Below are 18,940 nucleotides of genomic sequence, written 5' to 3'. Positions count from 1 at the left end.
AATTTATGAAATATCACTACAACAAAGCTGATGATGCTATAAAATCGAGAAAATAATAGACAGCAATTATCATTAGGTAAAAAAATCACTACCAGAGAATCGTTAAAAAATTAATTATCACCAATAATAACGATTATTGATTATTTAGATAAATGACAATATTCCCTAATTCTCATAGAATAAATTTGGGAAAGATAGAATAACTATCGAGAATTAGGAATATTTTAAATATTAAAATCGATATGAAAGACTCGCTTTAAAGTTGCGCGCCAATCCATAAGTATTTTCACCAAGATAGAGTCGATAATCCTTATTAAATAAATTATCTACAGCTAGTTTTACCTCTGCCTTTGGTAAAAAAGTAGGTTGCCAACTGGCAAACAAGTTATGTAACGAATAACCAGATGAAGGACCTAAAGCGTAAGCGCCAAGATCAGGCAACCCATCATGATTTCTATCTTCATGCCCTGTTCTATCCTGTTTTCGGACAAATTGCGCATTCCAACCAGCTCTTATATTCCATTGGGGTACTTTAAAACCTGTCGTCAATGTAGCCGTTCGAGGAGCAACAGTTGCAACATAGGTTTTATTATGCATCCAAGGAGCTTGAGGGGCTGTATCTCTCTCCCCTTTTTGCATAGAATATGTCGCACTTGAAAACCAATATTTACTATCGTAAAACGCTTCAAGTTCAAAGCCTTTAACAATTAATTTACCAGGAAGATTTCGATAATTAGATTGGCCTAATGGGCATGGTTTACCTGGCCCGCAGATAGATCCATTAAAGCCACGAGTAACAAATATTTCGTTAGTCACTCGTTGTCTAAAGAGTGTAGCGCGAATCTGCAATTTATCATCATCCAATACTAAATTATTAAAATCTAAAATATTACCAAGGCGGATGGATAAATCACGTTCTTTATCTAAATTGCGGCTTGTTGCAGTGATCTTACCACTTCCACCATTTTTAGGGGTAAATTGCACTTCATAGCTTTCATCTACTGTTGGAGCTTGCCAAGCGTAACTGATATCACCGAAAAAACCAATATTATTGGTCGCTTGCCAATAAGTACCCAATCTTGGTGTCCAACCACTATATGTCACTGGTGAATAATTATGTCCAAATTTTGGATCAGGATCATTATAAGCGGAAGCGTAATTCTTTTTACCATGATTGCGCACATAATCGTAACGGAAGCTTGGTGTTAACACCCAATTACTTACCGAAATTTCATCTTGCACATAAAAACTATAAGTCTGTTGTTTACCTGATGGCATATACGCCGGTTGAAAATAACCATAATGATAATTTGGTTTTTTCTCATAATTTTTATAATACATTAGCGTATCTCGATCATGTAAATGAGTTTGTACGCCAATCTTTAAGGCATTATTCACATCACCAATATTAATTAAACTTACATTTTCCAATTCAATCGTTTTATCGGTATAACTAACCCAACTTTTGTTGCCCATTGTTCCTAACGAGGCAACCGGGTTATTTTTAGCTGGACGCTTATCATCTTGTTTGGTTTTGGAGTAAGTTGTATGTAGTGTTAAATCAATGAGTGGGTTATAAGTGGGTTGGTAATTCCATTTAAATTGTGCTGAGTCATCCGTTTGGTATCTTTTTACCAATTTCCTTAACCATGCAGCTTTATAACCATATTTTTTAATCTGTGCTGCTGTTGGCGGCATCATTTTTTCGACATACTTTGCCGCCCACGGTTGCCAGGAATCACGTTTTGAGTGAATGCCAGATAAGGTAAAAGTGTGTTCTTCGTTAGGCCTAATATTCAACTTACCCATGTAGCTTTTCATATCATCTTCAGAAAAAACAAATCTTGAACCATCTGGACGTTTAAAATTACCACTATTTCGTTTGGTATAGTAAAATAAACCATCAAAAAAATTATTCTTAGTTCGACCGTAGACGGCACCGGTTTCCATATTTTGATGATTATTGGAATGAAAACTATATTTAAGCAATCCCCCCACATATCTATTTGGATCTAGTAAATCAATAGCATCTTTAGTCTCCATTTTAACCACACCACCAAATCCACCATTACCAAATTTAACATCATGTGGACCTTTATTGACTTCAACTTGCTTCAGTAGTTCAGGCTCCACAAAAACTGAGCCTTGTTGATATTTTTGGAAACCTTTTTGAGCACCATCAACGATTATTTTGACATCTTCAACTTTACCAAATCCCCAAATATTTAATGTCTGCCCACCCGGTCTTATCGAACCAGCCGAACTTACACCAGGTAAGGTATTAAGTAATTCCGCGACATTATCTGCCTGCTTTTGCTCAATCATACCTAAAGACAGTGTAGAACGACCAGCGATCACACTATTAATTTTTTTTAACTCATCTGGTGATGAAGATCGCGCAATAACAGTGATTACATCCTCAATATCTTCATTAACAGTTTTGTTTTGATTATTTTTTTGTTGATCAGCTATATTGTTAGTCAATTTATTCTCTTCAGGCTGTGGTGTAGCTTGAAGAGAAAAACTCATAAAGAGCATTAGGGCACTCACCTTTTTATAATCCATATCTCAATCCTTCATAAAATGCATATTTAAATTTAGATTAACCACACAAATAGTAATGATAATGATTATCATTACTATTTGTGTGGGGTGGCAAGTATATTTCGTTTAACAAAAAATAAACAGCAAAATATAAAGTTTATTTTAATTTGTAATATTATTTTTAATAAAAAAGCCATCATAATAGATGGCTTTATTTTTCGATAAATAAAAGGAACAATTAATATCGATTAACTGATCCAAATAATTTCATTCTTTCGGTTATTTTTTCTGCTACCGGATTTAATCCATGATTAATTACCTTACGAGGATCATTGATATCATGATCTTTTTGTTCAGCAAATAATTTTCCTACAGCAACGCACCAAGTATACATATTTTCAGTATTAACATTAATTTTGGCAGTTCCTAGAGAAATTGCATGCAACATATCTTCGTCGCAAATCCCTGTTCCGCCATGAAGTACTAATGGTATATTTATTAAATTAGAAATATGCTGCATTTCATTAAATCCTAATTTAGCTTTTCCTTTATATAGACCATGAGTAGAGCCTAATGCCGCCGCTAAACAATCCACATTCGTTTCTTTAACCATGGTTAAACATTGATGTGGGTCGGCATAGATGACTTGAGAATTAACTATGCCATCTTCACTTCCGGCTATAGTTCCTAATTCAGCTTCTACCGAAACCCCTCTTTTGTGCGCATAATCCACTATACGTTTGGTTATTTCGAGATTTTCTGCAAATGGTAAATGCGAACCATCAAACATGACTGAACTGAATCCAGCATTAATTGCGGCGAAACAGGATTCATAACTTTGACCATGATCTAAATGTAAAGCAATGGGCACATCAATATCTAAATAGTCCATTGCATTTTTGACAATAGCATGGATAGTATTGAAGCCCAGCATATGCTTAATTGTACCACCTGATACACCAAGAATTGCTGGCGATCGATTCTCTTTTGCTGTTTTTAAAACTGTAGCTACCCATTCCAAATTATTGATATTAAATTGTCCTACCGCATAATGTTCATGATAAGCATTATTTAGCATGTCTTTCATTGAAACTAACATAATCTACCTCTTAATCCTATATTTATTAATTAGTTATTTAAAATATTCAGTTAAATTTCTTTCAAATCGGCGTTGTGTTTTATTGACTTCAGATAAATTAGGCATTGCTTTACGGACACCTTTACGTTCAATCGAAATTGCTGCGGTTAAACTTGCAAATGAAATAATCTTTTCAATGTTCCAACCGTAACTCACGCCATAGGCAAACGCTCCATGGAATATGTCGCCAGCACCTGTCGTATCAATTGATTGACATATAAAGCTAGGAATAACTTTAACTTTTTTATCTTCTATATAAGCACATCCCTTTTCACCTAATGTTATAAAAGCCGAACCTCTAGCTATTGATGTTAATTTTTTCAATGCGAGCTCTAATGACTTTTTATTTGTAAATTCATCTATGTTGGCATAAGCGAGTGCAAAATTTTCACTAGCAACTAGATAATCCGTATATTTGGCTAAATAAAGATTACTTTCCCGTAGCGACCCAGCATCCATGACAACTTTGACATTAGGTAATTGTTTAATGACATATTCACTTAACTCTGGCTCATGCCCATCGATGAGAATAACCAAATCACGCTTATTCTCTTGTAAATATTGAATAAACTGATTTAATTTAATTTTTTCAGTAGTGGTTATTAATGGTGGAGTATTTAATTTGCGCGTAATAATCGTTCGCGAGCCATTTTCTTTATTTACGGTAATAGCCGCGAGTGGAGTAATCATCTCATCTGAGAAGATAATTTGATCGGTTTTCACGCCTATTTGTTTAAATTCAGAGACAATTTTGTTGCCATATATATCATCATGTAAATGTCCTAAATGGTAAATATCTTCTCCCCATAAACCCAATAAATAAGCAGCATTGGCACATGGGCCACCACCACTTTCAAAAAAATCATAAGCAAATGATTTACTGTTTTCCTTTGGATAACTCGTGGTAAAATAAAACTGATCATAACAAGCAAATCCAATTGTCAGTATTGTCATAATTAATCCTTAATTCATCATTTAACTATAAAAATTGTTTTTCCTAAGATTCATTCATGTAAATAATTATTAATTCATGGTTGAGTATTAAATTACTCGACCATGAAGTTTCAAATTATGCTTGGTTTACATTTCTGGAATCACCAACAACTTTGATAGATTTAAAGAAGAATGGCGCACAAAGAACAATGATTAAAATTAAGCAGATAACATAAATCGCAGTTTGACCGAAAATATTAAATAATTTACCAATGATGATCCCCCAAACGGCAAAGTCAAAATCAGCAAAAGTTGAATTTTGGAAACCTAGATCGCCTAATGTAGGTAATAATAATGCTGGTAAGAATGCTAATAAAATTCCACCGATAAACGATGCAATAATACATCCACGTTTACCACCTAATTTGTCAGCAAATACACCTGAAGTACCGCCACAGAAGAAATGAGGCACCATGCCAGGAATAATTAGTGCCATACCCATTCCACCTAAAATGAACATGCCTACTAATCCACCGATAAATGAACAAATAAAACCAACGACCACAGCTGTAGGGCTAAAGGTAAAAAATACAGCACAGTCTACTGCTGGTATTGAATTAGGGATAAGTTTCTGGCTAATACCTTGGAAGGCAGGAACAAGATCACCAAGAATTAATCTAACACCGTTATAAACAATGGCGACACCAACCGCGAATTGTAAACCACTTAGGATCGAAAAGATGATTGGGCTTTGTTCTGTGATAGTAGACATATATTCACTACCCGCAACTAAGCTACAAATTAAATATATGATTACCATTATGATACCTGTTGTCACAGTAGTATCTCGTAAAAATCCCCATTTTTCAGAGATTTCGGTATCGGCAAATGAATTATTTTTATCGCCAACTATTTTAGCAATAAACCCAGATAAATAATAACCAATTGAACCAAAGTGCCCCATGGCAATCCCGCCGTCATCTGTAACTTGCTTGGTATAATTTTGACCAATTGCCGGGGAAATAGCTGACCATGAACCTAGTAAAAAACCACCAATAATAACGAGTTCCCAACCATCGAATGTAGCGGCTCGTAGAACTGCTGAAAATAAGCAGGCAAGAAAGAATGAATGGTGACCAGTTAAAAAGATATATTTATATTTAGTAAACCGAGCAAGAATTAAATTTATAACAAAGCCGAGTAACAAAATACTCATAGTTTCAACACCTAAAACTTTTTGTGCTACTGATACTATTGCTTCATTATTAGGAATAACACCGCGAATACCAAATCCTGCTTCAATAATGCTACCCAATGGATTTAAGTTGCTAACAATAACACCCGCTCCGGCACTCAACATGAGATAACCTAAAATAGGTTTTAAAGTTCCTGTTAAGAGTTTATTTAATGGAGAACGCAAACAAACTAATCCAACAAAGGCAATAATTCCCATTAAAAAAGCCGGTTGACTAAAAATTTCCGTTAAAAATGAAAGTAATAACTGCATAATAATATCTCCTTTGAAAGCACATCAAATTTCAGCTAATTGCTGTAATTTTTCACTAATGTCTTCCTCAATTTGCTTTTTATTGACATAGCTACGAATAACTGCAACTTTTGATTGATCAGAAAATTGTTTAGCTAAATCTTTAATGGTCACATATAAATCTGCTTTTTCACCTTCGGCATTAGCAAAATCAATTGACGCTACATCAGCTTTGATATTCAAAGCGGCACAGATATTCTTAACGTGATTGGCTGCCATTAATGAACTACCAATACCATTTCCACATACTGTTCGAATTTTCAACATTGCTAATCTCCTTTTTTGACTTTTTAAATAACGTTGGGTTATTTTTTTACTTAAAACTAAAATATAAATTTCTTACAAATTTCTTATTTATTAAGCTATTTGGTAATTTTTATATTAAATAAGGAAAAGTTACTGATTCGTGATGAATATCACACTGTTCGATACAGCGGGTGATTCAAGTCACAAAGTAATCATAAAGTTGAAGTCAAAATAATTAGATGAAGTGAAAAGATAAAAAGTTAACATTATGATTATTATCAATAAATAAAAAATTCATTAAAACCACTAAAAATTGATAAATTGAATTCTTCAAGGTAAAAACGCTTATTTTTGTGATCTAGTTCAAAAAAGACACTATCAAAAGAACAAAAAAACAGCGATTTTTTTGTGAAAGGCAAATAATGAGATCGAATATCGAAATAAACAGTAAATTTTACTTAATAATTAAGTTGAAAAAATTAAAGAAGAATTAAAAAGCGCCATTAAGGCGCTGATAAATTATAGAAACAATCCTCAAAACATTGTATTGCTGTTTTCAGCATGTTCTGGTACGTTTTGGATCACATCCCAATGCTCTACAATCTTGCCATCTTTAACCCGAAATATATCCACTACCGCTTTACCAAGATCATCATTATTAACTTTAGAATGGACATGCAACCATACGATATCCCCATCCACTGACGAGCGAATTATCTTAGCACTTGATTGAGGATTTTCTTTAAAAAAACCTTCGAAATAAGTAATTGCCGGTGATCTACCATCTGGGACATATGGATTGTGTTGTTTATAATCTTCAGCAAGCGTTTTAGTTGCCACATCGACTTGGTGTTTGTTAAAAAAGTTATCATAAAAATTGATAACCAGTGCGCGGTTTTCTTCCTCTTGAGTTAAATTTCTTGGAGTTAAATCTTTTGCAGCAACAATACTGGTAATACTTAGCAAACAAAATCCAACTAAAAAACGCTTTTTAATTACATTCATATAAGTCCCACTCCTATTTGACTTTAAATTAATTCTAGCTATAACATATAATTAGTCTACAATATAGACTATTTGAATGGTAACAATAAAAATAAAATAAAACAAGAAGTAACATAAATATGACTAGGTCAATCCAAAATGACTTAACCTTTTTAGGAAAAAAATAAATATGAAAAAAAACGCAAAAAATGAATTGATCAAATACGATCATCCTTGCCCTATTCGTGATGTTCTCGATAGAATTGGTGATCAATGGAGCCTTTTAATTTTAAAATCGTTAGAACATGATGTGATGCGATTTAATACATTACATAAAGAAATCGGTGATATATCTCGGCAAATGCTTTCGCGAACATTAAAAAGGCTTGAAAATGATGGCTATATTACTCGAACCGTCTACGCTCAAGTTCCTCCTCGAGTAGAGTATGCTTTAGCTGAACTTGGCTTATCGTTCCTTAAACCAATGAATACCTTAATACAGTGGGCGGATGAAAATCATGAAGCGATTTGTCGAGCGAGAAAAACACAAAATTTATGATTATGCAAATATCTCTTTTTGAAAAAGTTAAAAACTAGCTAACCCAAAATATTGGCTAGCTAGTGATTAAATTACTGACAGATAAAGTTTTCAGGATTGTTAGTATCACCTTCACCTTTATATATCGTTTTTTGTGGATATTGGCAAAGAGGACGTTGTAGGGTTATTTCACCATCTTCAATTTTTTGCGCGATAAGTCTAGTCGGTGCTTGTTTTTTTTCTACCCAAACAACCATTGACTCAAAGCCATTAACTTTATCTGGACCTTCACCACCATTACAATGGTCAACACCCGGCGCTAAATAGAGTTTTAAAAAATCATCTACCGAATCGTTGCCACCCATCATTTTCCATACATTATTATAATATTGAATGGTTCCTTTGGGCGCTATTAAACGATCATTCAAACCATGCCAAATTATCATTTTACCGCCCAATCTTTTAAATTCGGTTAAATCTGGGTTATCTGTTCCCATAATTGGGCGAAATAGTTCAACCGATTCATTAAAATAGTTCTCAAAACCTTTGTAGCCTAACCTTCTCCAGTCAAAATTCGGCGATTTTTTAACCCAATATTTTAAATAATCAATTGGAATTGGAAAAGGACCTTTACTACTAGCTAATACATCAAGTGGCGCAGTCGGCTCAATACCAAACCATAAAAACTTGCCATTACTATCTGTTGGGCCTTGCCAAATTTTTTGCAATGCTCGAATTTCATCATCATCAAGCCCGGCGTTAATTAACAACTCTTGATTAACGAATAATGTTGTTGGATCGCTAACTAAGCCATCATTAATACCATCTTTTTCATCAGCAAGCTCAATAATCATTTTTCTGACTTTTTCGAGTTTTTCTTCTTCGAACGGCCTACCTAACTCCTCTTGCATGACCACTTGCGGCCATAATTCTGCAGGTACAAATTTATCCCAATGGATTGCGGGTGCGGCTATGAATAAACCATCATAATCATCAGGATATTTTTGTGCTTCCATTAACCCTTGTCTTCCCCCGGTTGAACAACCATTCCAATATGCGTAATTTGCTGCTTGACCGTAATATGACATTATTATTTGTTTGGTTTTGACAGTCATTTCATGCACACTACGATAAGCAAAATCAGTTAGCAAATCGTTTTGTAATTTTCTATCTTTCAGCACAAATTTACCGTCCATCAAATTACCTTTATGTCCGGTATCGGTAGACGCGGCAACATAACCATGCTTAACGGCTTCAGCTAATTTATCAAATGGTATAAATCCAGCATAACCACCACCACCAATTGATTGTAATCGTTGATTCCAATTAGTAGGCAACCATATTTCAACATTAATAGAGGGTTGAATTGTTAATTCGACGCGGCAAAACTGTGGTAAATCAACAATCTCTTTGGTGGTAGCACCTCTTAAGGTGTCAGATAATTGAGAAGATGGTGAAAAGCTATCAACAATTATTTCGGTATTTACAACTCTTGCATTATCTAGATGCAAGTTATTTAAAGCGAGACAACGTTCTTCTACATTAGCATTGATCGCCATCGCATTAGTTGAAGCTCCTAAATAACTTAAAACTGATAAAACCAATAAACCATATTTTATCATTTCCCTATTCCTACCCTCAAAATATAATTTCTATTACTATTTTAGAATTAATATTAGTCATTAGTTCTGTAAATAACAACATTAATAATTATTATTTCCCATCATTAAATATCATTTTGACAGATTTTAATCTAAAATCTAAATTATCTTGTCGCATCTATTTCAGCTAAAAAAATATGAAAAAGAATCTATCTGCTTATAATACAGAAATTTTTTAATTTTTCTTTATCATTTTTTCTCCTGAAATTTTTCACCATAGAAGATCAATTGGCTATTACCTCTTAATATAGAATAGTGGAACTGTTGACGGATATTTTTTTGTTGTTCATGTTGATCCACCTCATATTGCGCTAATTTGTGCGCCAATAGTAATTTGGCTAACCGTTTATTCGCATGTTGACTACGTTCGGTTTGCACTTTAACACTAATACCGGTCGCTAAGTGTATTGCTCGCACAGCTGATTCTGTTTTATTGACATGTTGACCACCTGCTCCTGATGATTTCATAGTAGTAAATTCAATGGTATTATTCTTTAACTCCATAGGGTTAGGTAAACAAGTTACCCCCAAAAACCAATTTTTACGCTTATGGGTTGGACGATAAGGACTTTGACATATCCATTGTATTGTACCTAGCCAACGCTGTATTAACGCCTCACTTTCTATACCTTCAACCGACAATAATACTGACCGAAAAGTATTGGGCTTATCGCCCAATACACTTTCGATAATTTCAGTAGTTACTGACTTTTGATCGGCCTCTATTAAAAATTGCGTTACCGCTTTAGCAACAGCTAAAGTACACTCATCAGGTCCTCTAGCGGAGGAAAAAAACAGCAATGCCATTAGTGACCTCCTTGTGTTTTATAGTTCAATATTGGTGTTAATTGTGCAATAACAGTAACAATATTCGCTTGCTGCATTGATTCAATTACACTATCAATTGATTTGTAAGCTTGTGGTGCTTCTTCAAAAATAAGACTACTATCCTCACAAATAACACGACTACCTAGTTTGGTACGTTTAAGTTCTTGCATTGAATAGCGATTCTCCAACTTACCTTTACAATCAGCTCGACGCCATTTACGTCCAGCACCATGTGCTAATGACATAAGTAGATCTTCGCGTTGAATCGGTTTAACTAAATAGCTGTAATCACCACGTGATCCTGGCACAATCACTAGCTCATCCATTGCTGATGATGCACCTTTACGATGTAACCAATAACTCTGTTTATCTATAGTAACTTTTTGTAAAAAATTATGGCAAACATTAAGCACTTCTTGACCTTGAGTATTCAAATTAGTCATTAATCTGTCAGCCACTACTTGACGATTTAACTGAGCAAAAGCCACCGCATTATCATGTTTTTCAAGATATCTTAATGCATCATCACTATTATCTGCTAAGCCTTGATAACCAAAGCGTGATAATTGATTTTGCAAAATAGCATGTCCTAAACCTCTTGAACCACTATGTACTAATAAAAACAGTTTTTCGGCATTAAGTTGGTAGTGATTAAATAATGTTGCATCAAAAATCTTACTGACTTTTTGAATTTCCGCAAAATGATTCCCGCCACCAATAGTGCCTAAATTATATTTATGATGAGTATCAGGCAAATCAATATTACCTATTTTCTTAGCTAATTTATCAATACTCAATTTGGCAAGATTAATATCAGTTTGCCAAAATCCCATGCCACAACCGATATCGCTACCAATTAATGCCGGATAAATTATTTCACGACTTAAATATGCTGCACCAATCGGGTAGCCTTTGCCTGGATGAAGATCGGGCATCCCCATGACTTTAACCATATTGGGTAAATCGGCCGTTGTCAGTAATTGTTGTATTGCTAAACCTTCGATCCAAGTATTTTTAGATGCTATTAGTGACGCTTTATCAGATAGCACCTGTATAGAATTGTCCATATATCAATCCATTTAAATAAATATTATTGTTATTTTTTCTAATATTGTTTAAAGACAATTTTTTAAATGAATTATTTAAATAAAACGCATAGGCAAATCAAACATTGGCCGTTAAGAAATGTTTAATTTTATCTAGTGACGATGTGATCACTATTAATACGTTTTTCAATAATTAGTTTTACTTGAATAGTATCAAGTTGTCTTTAAACAATGGGTATAAATTAATTGGCAGGTTAAGGTCAGCTAACTGAATTGAAGTAAGAATAGAAAAAGTTACTTAATTATTGGCTGATCAGCCCACAAAGGTTTGTTAAATAAATCATAATAAAATCTCCTTCGCTATTTATAATGGCGCATATCCTAATTAAATTTTAGTGACTTGTAAAGTAACAAATTATCCTTTTTAGTAATCTATTTTTATCTTTTTTTACACTCATTTTTATTGAATTAAGAATTTTACACTGTATATTTATACATATTTCTTTTTTTAATGCGAATAATCTTGCATTATTCGTTTTTTATTATTTTGTTGGAGTATTTTCTTGAATAAATATTGTGTAATTCTTGGGCAGGCAAATAGTTCGCTCGCCGTTTATTTACCTTTGGTTGATACACCCGTAAGAGCAGGATTTCCTTCGCCTGCTGATGATTATTTAGAAACAAAATTAGATCTTACTAGCCACTTAGTCAAACATCCAAGCGCCACTTACTATATTAAAGCGATTGGCGACTCAATGATCGATTATGGTATTTATAGTGGTGATTTGCTTGTTGTTGATCGCTCTTTAGAACCGAAAATCGATGATATTGTTGTTGCTGCTGTTGACGGTGAATTAACTTGTAAATGTTTAAGTTTTATTAATGGCGAACATCATTTATTGTCTGGTAATCGGCTTTATCCACCTATTTCACTAGCTGGCAAAGAAGTACATATTTGGGGAGTAGTAATACATACTATTCACTCTCTACGCAAACGGGGGCATTGATGATTGGTTTAATTGATTGTAATAATTTTTATGCATCCTGTGAACGAGTATTTAATCCCAAATTAGAAGGAAAACCAATTGGAATCCTTTCTAATAATGATGGTTGTGTAATCGCTCGTTCTAATGAATTAAAACCATTAGTCGCTATGGGTATGCCGGCCTATCAAATTCCACCCCATATTCAAAAAAAAATTACCTTATTAAGCTCTAATTATGAGCTTTATGGAGATATGAGTCAGCGAGTATTTGATACCGTTCGCCATTATACTGCGGATATCGAGCTTTATTCTATCGATGAAGCCTTTATTCATTTAAACGGATTTAGTCATGTTTTAAATCATTGCCAAAATTTAAAAGCAATAGTAAAACGAGATACGGGCATCCCTGTCAGTATAGGGGTTGCCACTACTCGCACATTAGCAAAGTTAGCTAATCATATCGCCAAAAAACAACCCATCTATCAAGGTGTTTATTGTTTTCCTACTAATCAAGAAGAGATAGCAACCACTTTAAAACAATTTTCGGTTGAAGATATATGGGGAGTTGGTTGGCGAATTGCTCAACGGTTAAAAGTATTAGGTATTCACACCGCTTGGGATTTATATCAAGCTAATTTAAAACAAATCAGACAGTTATTTTCAGTTGTCCTTGAGCGTACTGTGCTTGAACTTCGTGGTATTAGTTGTATTGAATTAGATGATCTGCATACCGCTAAAAAAAATATTATGACATCACGTAGTTTTGGCCATTTAACCAATAATCTATTTGATATACAAGAAGCAATTCGTGTGCATGCCAGCCGTGGCGCAGAGAAACTAAGAAAGCAAAAATCAGTTGCCAGTTCCGTATTGATCTTTTTAAAAACCAACCGATTTCGACCAGAATTACCTCAATATAATCCGTCAGTTGTGGTGCCATTATTATCGGCGACCGATGATTCAAGATTAATCATTCATGCGGCTCAAAAAGGGTTACGATCCATTTATAAACCAGGTTTTTTATTTATGAAATCAGGTGTGATGCTACTTGATTTAAAAACTAAAGATAATTATTGTCAATCGGATTTATTTACTGCTGAAACATCAGCAACTGAAAAACACAAAAGTGAACAATTAATGAAAACCATAGATGACATCAATCAGAAAATGGGAAAAAATACTATTCACTTAGGTGGTATCAGACAAACTGCTGCATGGCAAATCAAGCGAGAGCGACTTAGCCAACGATATACGACTCGTTGGGATGAGTTACCTTTGGTAAAATAGATAACGGATTAACCGCTAAGATAATAATTTAATCAATTGATTGAATTGAATTACCTTGTTCATTTCTTACATCAACATATACATCCCATTTTCTATGATCACTATCAATAGATTTTTGACAAGAGATTGAAAGCACATATTTGTGAGGAAGATTTTTTAAGCCTAAATGTAGTTTATGCCACTTTACCTTTAATGGTAAAAGGCAGTTAGATGCGTAAAATTTTCTATTTGCTTCAAGTGTATGTAAATTAGTATGATGTTCTTGATTATAGGTGGCTATAAATTCAGTCGCCTTATTATCAATTTCACCGAAAACTTCATCAAGCGTCATAGCCTGTGCCAAAGGAACTGTAATAACAGCTACAATTGCGATACTATATTTTAGTAAATGAATCTTTTTCATAAAAAACTTTAATAATTTAAATTGTTAAGTGAAAAAACATTATTTTCGTAACTTTAACATTGATAAAAAATAGATGTCAATATCAACAATTAACTACCAAAACGTTTAAGCGCAATAATAAAGAAGATAATACCACTAGCAACTAACCACGCATGCAACAAAACAGCCAAAAAATACTTAAACCACGATAAGATTTGTCGGTTTTAATTCAATAGAATGAATACTATTTACTAGGCAATATCAGACAAACCGTTGCTTAGCAAATCAAGCGAAATTTACTCAGTTAATGGTATATTAATCATTGGTACAAGTTAACTTTTGCTAAATAGACAATTGATTAACTGATAAATCAAAAAAATAGACCTTTAATCAATCGATTGAATTGATTTTCCTTGTTCATTGCGAACTAGCACATCAATATACCATTCTCTATATCTATTATCCGTCGATTTTTCACAAGAAACAGAAATAACATATCGAAAAGGAATTTTACCACCATGAGCTTGAGATATCTTCCAATCAGCTTTTAATGGTACAAGGCAACTAGGTAAACAATATGTTCCATTTACTTCGACAGTATGTAAATTAGTATGATGCTCTTTGTTATAAACGGTAATAAATTCAGTTGCCTTGTTATTGACATCTAAAAATTGTGCTCTTGGATTATAGACGTGAATAGCTTCAGTTGTATTATTATCAATATTATCTGAAGATTCGGCCATTGCAAAAGGAATAGTAATAACAGCTACAATTGCGATAATATATTTTAATAAATGAATTTTTTTCATAAAAAAACTTCAACAATTTAAATTGTTAAGTGCAAATAAAGTTAATTTTTGCACTTTTATTATTCATAAAATTAAGAACCCATATTAACAATTGAGCTACGAAAACGTTTCAGTGCAATAAGGAAAAACACACTACCGATTCCTAATAACCACGCATACGAGGTCCAAACCACACTTAAACCAGCTCCTCGATATAAAATTGCCTGCCCTAATTCGACAAAATGAGTGGTTGGCGCAAATAACATAATATTTTGTACCACTTCCGGCATACTTTCTCGCGGCGTACTACCACCAGAAAGCATCTGTAACGGTAAAAGAATCAAAATAAATAGCATCGCAAATTGTGCTGTTGATTTAGCCACGGTTGCCATAAAGATCCCAAGTGACGTTGTCACGAATAAATGTAACGCTGCACCTATTAAAAATAAGGTAATCGAGCCTTCAATTGGCACATTTAACCAACCATGAACGACAACTAACAGTGCACCCCAAGTCGAAACTAGTACCACTAGCCCCATAGACCAAACTTTTGAGATCATAATTTGAAATGGTGTCACAGGCATTGATAGCAAGTGATCGATAGTACCATGCTCGCGCTCTTTCATTAACGCAGCACCGGTTAAAATAATCGACAATGTGGTAACTATATTAATAATCTCCATGACAGAACCAAACCAAGAACGGGTTAAATTAGGATTAAAGGCCGCATGAACTTCAATATTGACCGGCAAACTGGTTGGTTTATCCATTTGATTAAAGTATTTAGTTATTTCACTGGTGACAATTTGCGTAATATAACCATTACCAACAAAAGCCTGCCCCATTCGGGTTGCATCAATATTAAGTTGAATCTCTGGACTTTGGTTATTTAACACATCGCGTTGAAAATTAGGCGGTATATTTAATGCAAAGGTATAACTATCGGTATCCATTCCGCGGTCAACTTCATCCATTGAATTTAATTTAACAGGTTTATTAAACATTGGTGGATAAAGTGCTGCGATAATTTGCCTAGATAACGGTGAATCATCTTCATCAACCACCGCAATTGAAGCATGATGAAGTGAGTCTGAAGTTGCGGTAGCTGCGGTATAAATATCCAGTGTAAAGCAGTAGGCGATTAACAGTAACATGATTGGATCACGAATCAATCCCCATAACTCTTTAATACCTAAGCGATAAATATTAATAAAACTTTGCATAATATCTATCCTTCTTGTTTCTTGAGGAGGAATATACTTGCACCAAGTATAATCGGAATAGTAATCAGTAAGGTAAATATCGAGTTATGTAAATCAAAAAATCCTAATGCCTTATTGAAAACACCACGGGCAATAATAAGCATATGGGTTGTTGGATAAACTTCACCTATATATCGCCCACTCCCTTCTAATGATGCTACAGGATTGAGTAACCCCGAAAATTGTATCGCCGGTAACATAGTACCAACACAGGTTAAAAAGATAACCGCAATTTGGCTACGTGTTACTGTCGATGCAAGTAAACCAAAACCAGTAGCAATAATACAATAAGCTAATCCGGCTAAACATAAAGTTAGCAAACTGCCTTTTATCGGTACACCAAATATAGTAACGGCCATTAGCAACAGCAATAAAAAGCTAAGCATCGAAATAACAATATAAGGAACCTGTTTACCTAGTAAAAACTCTGTTCGTGTAACTGGGGTTACATATAAGTTAATTATTGATCCCATCTCTTTTTCGCGCACTACGGATAATGCCGCTAACATTGACGGAATCATCAAGAGTAAAATAGGAATGACGGCTGGCACCATGGCTTGCAAACTTTTAATATCCGGATTATAACGATAACGCGTTTCAATATTTGCCAATGAGCTAGATGCGGTGCCGGTGGTGGTTTTGATTTTGTCACTTAACCAAGCAAGGTGCATACCTTGTACATATCCTTTAATGGTATCGGCACGTAATGGCATGGCGCCATCAATCCAAATACCGATATTAACCGGATCACCACGCTGAATATCACGACCAAAATTAGGTGGAATTTCAATAGCTAATGCTATCTCATTACTTCTCATTCTATGATCCATATCATCATAATCAATGATTGGCGGTTTCTCAATAAAGTAGCGTTTAGAACCAGAGAGATTAGTAACATAATTTTGGCTAGTAATCGTTTGATCACGATCTAATACCGCAAAATTTAGATCCTCGACATCCATAGTGATACCATAACCCATCACTAACATTAAGATTGCCGAACCGAGTAGTGCTAACAATGCTCGCAGCGGATCGCGTGATAACTCTAACGTTTCACGCCATAAACATCCAATCAGACGTGTTAAACTAAACCCTTGTAGATGTTGAGTACCTGTCTGAACTGGTTCATTCGGTACAGTTTTCGGCTCTTCACTGATTTTTTCATCGCTATGAGTATCATCTGCTCCGGCATCGACTAAATATCGGATAAAGGCATCTTCAAGGGTTTTCGCGTTTTTGGAATGGATGATATTGTCAGGCGTATCACTCGCTAATACCTTACCTGCATGCATTAATGAGATCCTATCACAACGCGCCGCTTCATTCATAAAGTGGGTAGTGATAAATACGGTGACTTTATCTTTTCGAGAAAGTTCAATAATTAAACGCCAAAAGTCATCACGAGCAATCGGATCGACCCCAGAGGTAGGCTCATCTAGGATAAGAATTTCAGGATTATGCACCACAGCAACAGATAAAGAAAGTCTTTGTTTCACCCCTAAAGGTAGACTATCTGGCAAACTTTTCAACTCATTTTCCAGACCAAAACGCTTAACTAACTCCTGAACTCTTGCTGGTATTTTGCTCTCTTCAATACCAAATAACCGGGCATGTAATACAAGGTTCTGTTCAACAGTTAATTCACTATAAAGTGAAAACGCTTGCGACATATAACCTAAATGCCGTCTAACATTAATATCACTGGCATCAACCGGTTTACCAAACAACCAAGCTTCACCAGATGAAATCGATAATAAACCGGTTAACATCTTCATGGTTGTTGATTTACCACAACCATTCGATCCTAAAAAACCAAAAATCTCACCTTGCTTTATAGAAAAATTAACGTGATCAACCGCAATAAAATCACCGAATTGCTTGGTTAAGCCTTTGGCTTCAATCGCTACTTGTAAATCTTTGTTCAGATCTAATGGTGGGATTTCAACCGCTTGATAACCTTCTCTAGCATCTTCTGGCATCAACTGAATAAAGGCATCATCTAAATTATCTTTGCCTGTTTTAGCCAATAAGGCTTGTGGCGTACCGGTTTCAAGGATCTTACCGCCATACATCGCGACTAACCAATCAAAGTTTTGCGCTTCATCCATATAAGCAGTAGCAACAATAACACTCATTTGCGGTCGTTGCTGGCGAATTTTATTGATTAATTGCCAAAATTGCGCGCGAGAAAGTGGATCAACACCGGTGGTCGGTTCATCAAGAATAAGTAAATCAGGATCATGAATCAAGGCAGAGCATAAACTTACTTTTTGCTTCATCCCTCCAGACAAACGTCCAGCTGGTCTGGATAAAAAAGGATATAAGCCAGTGCTTTTAGTTAACTCATCGATGCGGCGTCGTCTTTCGGCGGCATCATTACCAAATAGACGAGCAAAGAATTGTAAATTTTCTTCAACGGAAAGTGTTGGATAAAGGTTTTTTCCTAAACCTTGTGGCATATAAGCAATACGGGTACACACGTTTTTACGATGTGATTTATCTTTCATATCACCATCTAAAACGTTGACTATTCCTTCTTGAATGACGTGCGCACCCGCTATTAATGACAACAGACTAGATTTACCTACTCCATCAGGACCAATCAATCCCACCATACATCTTGGTGGGATTGCAATACTAACATCATTAAGTGCACAGGTTTTTTTATAATGCAATGTGACATTACTCACATTTACCACCGCATCATCAATGGCCTTACCATCCGCAAGTAACGTCAAATCCTTTTTACCTGATTCTGACATATGCTATCTC

General features: G+C 34.7%; 16 protein-coding genes. 3 read left to right on the top strand and 13 right to left on the bottom strand.

Annotated elements, in window-relative coordinates; translation table 11 throughout:
- Nucleotides 1-231: 231 nt before the first annotated feature.
- The 6 genes from DKK70_RS07630 to DKK70_RS07605 all read right to left on the bottom strand — a co-directional run bounded on the left by DKK70_RS07630 (nt 232) and on the right by DKK70_RS07605 (nt 7,412).
- Nucleotides 232-2,565 (bottom strand): TonB-dependent hemoglobin/transferrin/lactoferrin family receptor, encoded by a 2,334-nt coding sequence (locus tag DKK70_RS07630; RefSeq protein WP_110433435.1) that lies wholly within the window; start codon nt 2,563-2,565, stop codon nt 232-234.
- Nucleotides 2,566-2,782: 217 nt separating this feature from the next.
- Nucleotides 2,783-3,643, bottom strand: coding sequence for a class II fructose-1,6-bisphosphate aldolase (gene fba / locus DKK70_RS07625; RefSeq protein ID WP_110433434.1), 861 nt, complete (start codon nt 3,641-3,643; stop codon nt 2,783-2,785).
- Nucleotides 3,644-3,676: 33 nt separating this feature from the next.
- Nucleotides 3,677-4,636 (bottom strand): carbohydrate kinase family protein, encoded by a 960-nt coding sequence (locus DKK70_RS07620; RefSeq protein WP_110433433.1) that lies wholly within the window; start codon nt 4,634-4,636, stop codon nt 3,677-3,679.
- 115 nt (nt 4,637-4,751) lie between these two features.
- Complete coding sequence (locus DKK70_RS07615) at nt 4,752-6,122, bottom strand: PTS ascorbate transporter subunit IIC (RefSeq protein ID WP_110433432.1); 1,371 nt, start codon at nt 6,120-6,122, stop codon at nt 4,752-4,754.
- A gap of 24 nt (nt 6,123-6,146) precedes the next feature.
- Entirely contained in the window at nt 6,147-6,428 is a 282-nt protein-coding gene (locus DKK70_RS07610) for a PTS sugar transporter subunit IIB (protein ID WP_034882183.1), read from the bottom strand.
- 513 nt (nt 6,429-6,941) lie between these two features.
- Nucleotides 6,942-7,412, bottom strand: coding sequence for a nuclear transport factor 2 family protein (locus DKK70_RS07605; RefSeq protein ID WP_110433431.1), 471 nt, complete (start codon nt 7,410-7,412; stop codon nt 6,942-6,944).
- 169 nt (nt 7,413-7,581) lie between these two features.
- On the opposite strand from DKK70_RS07605, the gene DKK70_RS07600 reads away from it, so the two are divergent.
- Complete coding sequence (locus tag DKK70_RS07600; RefSeq protein WP_110433430.1) at nt 7,582-7,950, top strand: winged helix-turn-helix transcriptional regulator; 369 nt, start codon at nt 7,582-7,584, stop codon at nt 7,948-7,950.
- A 71-nt stretch (nt 7,951-8,021) separates the two neighbouring features.
- On the opposite strand, the gene DKK70_RS07595 is transcribed toward DKK70_RS07600, so the two are convergent.
- The 3 genes from DKK70_RS07595 to DKK70_RS07585 all read right to left on the bottom strand — a co-directional run bounded on the left by DKK70_RS07595 (nt 8,022) and on the right by DKK70_RS07585 (nt 11,485).
- Nucleotides 8,022-9,551, bottom strand: coding sequence for a tannase/feruloyl esterase family alpha/beta hydrolase (locus tag DKK70_RS07595; RefSeq protein WP_110433429.1), 1,530 nt, complete (start codon nt 9,549-9,551; stop codon nt 8,022-8,024).
- 228 nt (nt 9,552-9,779) lie between these two features.
- Nucleotides 9,780-10,397: a peptide chain release factor H gene (gene prfH / locus DKK70_RS07590; protein ID WP_110433428.1), complete on the bottom strand. Its 618-nt coding sequence runs from the start codon at nt 10,395-10,397 to the stop codon at nt 9,780-9,782.
- Entirely contained in the window at nt 10,397-11,485 is a 1,089-nt protein-coding gene (locus tag DKK70_RS07585) for an RNA ligase RtcB family protein (protein WP_110433427.1), read from the bottom strand. Before DKK70_RS07585 ends, prfH begins: the two co-directional genes overlap by 1 nt.
- A gap of 542 nt (nt 11,486-12,027) precedes the next feature.
- Between DKK70_RS07585 and DKK70_RS07580 the strand changes: the two genes are divergently transcribed.
- On the top strand, nt 12,028-12,471 hold the full coding sequence (locus tag DKK70_RS07580; RefSeq protein WP_034882192.1) for a LexA family protein: 444 nt from the start codon (nt 12,028-12,030) through the stop codon (nt 12,469-12,471).
- On the top strand, nt 12,471-13,736 hold the full coding sequence (locus DKK70_RS07575; RefSeq protein ID WP_110433426.1) for a Y-family DNA polymerase: 1,266 nt from the start codon (nt 12,471-12,473) through the stop codon (nt 13,734-13,736). The genes DKK70_RS07580 and DKK70_RS07575 overlap by 1 nt, the downstream gene beginning before the upstream one ends.
- A 28-nt stretch (nt 13,737-13,764) precedes the next feature.
- Here the strand turns inward: DKK70_RS07575 and DKK70_RS07570 are convergent, their stop codons facing one another.
- The 4 genes from DKK70_RS07570 to rbbA form a co-directional block, all read right to left on the bottom strand.
- Nucleotides 13,765-14,139: a hypothetical protein gene (locus tag DKK70_RS07570; protein ID WP_110433425.1), complete on the bottom strand. Its 375-nt coding sequence runs from the start codon at nt 14,137-14,139 to the stop codon at nt 13,765-13,767.
- Nucleotides 14,140-14,504: 365 nt separating this feature from the next.
- A complete protein-coding gene (locus tag DKK70_RS07565) occupies nt 14,505-14,927 on the bottom strand; it encodes a hypothetical protein (protein ID WP_110433424.1) in 423 nt (140 codons plus the stop codon).
- A gap of 71 nt (nt 14,928-14,998) precedes the next feature.
- A complete protein-coding gene (locus DKK70_RS07560; protein ID WP_110433423.1) occupies nt 14,999-16,129 on the bottom strand; it encodes an ABC transporter permease in 1,131 nt (376 codons plus the stop codon).
- 5 nt (nt 16,130-16,134) lie between these two features.
- The gene (rbbA, locus tag DKK70_RS07555) at nt 16,135-18,930 is read right to left on the bottom strand and encodes a ribosome-associated ATPase/putative transporter RbbA (RefSeq protein WP_110433422.1); all 2,796 of its coding nucleotides are present in this window, start codon (nt 18,928-18,930) and stop codon (nt 16,135-16,137) included.
- Between the last annotated feature and the right edge of the window lie 10 nt (nt 18,931-18,940).

Source organism: Gilliamella apicola (assembly GCF_003202655.1).
GTDB lineage: Bacteria > Pseudomonadota > Gammaproteobacteria > Enterobacterales > Orbaceae > Gilliamella > Gilliamella apicola_R.
Note: the sequence above shows the minus strand (reverse complement) of the source record. Positions and strands in the feature narration are given on the sequence as shown.